General features: G+C 68.0%; 2 protein-coding genes. One reads left to right on the top strand and one right to left on the bottom strand.

All coding sequences use genetic code 11. From position 1 onward, the window contains the following. On the bottom strand, nucleotides 1-1,324 hold a 1,324-nt coding region (locus ENSA5_RS38770; RefSeq protein WP_106395986.1), incomplete at its 3' end, for a serine/threonine-protein kinase. A gap of 147 nt (nucleotides 1,325-1,471) precedes the next feature. On the opposite strand from ENSA5_RS38770, the gene ENSA5_RS38765 reads away from it, so the two are divergent. After that, nucleotides 1,472-1,772, top strand: a 301-nt coding sequence (locus tag ENSA5_RS38765; protein WP_181198462.1) for a hypothetical protein, incomplete at its 3' end; no start/stop codon positions are given.

Genomic DNA, 1,772 nt, shown 5'->3' with positions numbered 1-1,772 from the left:
GCTGGGGCTGGGGCTCGGGCTCGGGCTCGGGCTCGGGCTCGGGGCTCACAGCGGCGATCTCGGCGTCGGCTTCGTCGCCGTCCGACGACACCTCGAAGGCCAACCACATCGTCAGGCTGGCGAGAGACAGGGCCAGCGCGCCAATGGCAAGCGCGGCTGCCCGGCGCAGGAGCGACCCTCGACCAGCCGCGAGGGTCCCGACGTTGGTGTCATCGACCGCGTGGCCGTCGAGCTGATCGAGGGTCGTCCCCGTCGAGGGATTGACGCCGCGCCAGAGCCTGCGCCGAGATGACTCGTCGTGCGCCGCCGCAGCGCTTGCGGCCACGCGCGCGGCGATCCGGGCCTGAATGTCCCCGCTCGCGGCGGTCCCGGGCGGGGGCAAGGGCGGCGGCATGATGTCTCGATAGCGAGTCACATAGGACTCGAGGTCGATCGCCGCGTTGCGGTAGCCGGGCCACTCGGTCAGCATGCGCAGGGCTCCGCGCGCGCTCCCGATGCGTATCTGGGTGTTGGCCTCGAGCAGCCCATACATGACATTGACGACCTGCTTCGGAAGCTCGTCGGGCTGCGAGAGGGGGGGCACGGCCCCGTCCATGATCTTCGTGAGCAGCTGGAGATCGTCCCACTCGTTGCGAAAGCGCCGACCCTCGAGCATCTCGTGGAGGACCGCCCCGACCGCGAAGAGATCCACCGTGGGCTCGCGGGACTGGCCCTGAACCTGCTCGGGCGGCATGTAGCGCAGCTTGCCCTTGACGTGGATGCCCGCCGTCTCTTCGGTCGCGAAGCGCGCGACCCCGAAGTCCATCAGCTTGACCTCGCCCGCGACCGAGAGCATCACGTTTTGGGGCGAGACGTCGCGGTGGACGATCGAGGCCGACTCGTGGGTTCGGAGGTTGTGGGCGTGATCGAGGGCGCGCAGGACCTCGCCGATGATGTAGGTCGCAACATGCAGCGGCAGCCGCTCGCCGCGCTCCCACAGCATCGCGTTGAGCTGCGAGAGGTTGACGCCGTCGACCCACTCCATGGCCATGAAGCACTCGCCCTCGCACTCGCCCGCGTCGAACACCTGCACGATCGTCGAGTGGTTGAGCAGCGTCGACAGCCGCGCCTCGTCGAGGAACATCTCGCGATACTCGGGCTTCTCGCGGGACACCGCGTTGAGCATCTTGAGCGCCACGGTCTTGCGAACGTCGCCGATGACCGCGCGCTGCGCCATCCAGACCTCGGCCATGCCGCCGGAGCCGATCTTGCGATGGAGCGTATACGGGCCCAGCTGTTTGTGCTCTTCGACCATTTCGTCGTCGGTGGCGAGTTCGCCGCGCACGTCGGCTTCTGGACTCGCCGTGCGTGTCGAAGGAGTCGCGGGCGTGATGGGATCGTTCGGGGCGTGGGTGCTTTTTGCGAACGTCGGCGTGGTTTCAGCGACTAACGTGATGGACCCGATGCCGGCATGTCGGAATCATTCCCCACAATGGGTACAACCGAGGACCTCGATGAGCCGACCGAGCCTTTTACCCACACGCAGATCGGCCGAATGCTCAACGTCGCCGAGAGAGGCGGGGCTGCGCGTGAGCGGGTGGTAGATCTCGCCTACTTCGAGGAGTTCGGTCAGGTCGGGACACCCCGGGGGATGATCGGGAGTCGGAAGCTTGCCGTGGTCTCCGGGTGTTGTGGTGACGCCCCGCTCGAGGGTGGTGGCCAAGATGAGGGCCGTGACCCCTACCCCTGGGGCCCGGCGCCGACCGAGCTCGGTGGCGGCGGGCCCCAGGGGT

The sequence above is a fragment of the Enhygromyxa salina genome (assembly GCF_002994615.1).
GTDB lineage: Bacteria > Myxococcota_A > Polyangia > Nannocystales > Nannocystaceae > Plesiocystis > Plesiocystis salina_A.
This window is presented reverse-complemented; position numbering and strand designations above follow the sequence as displayed.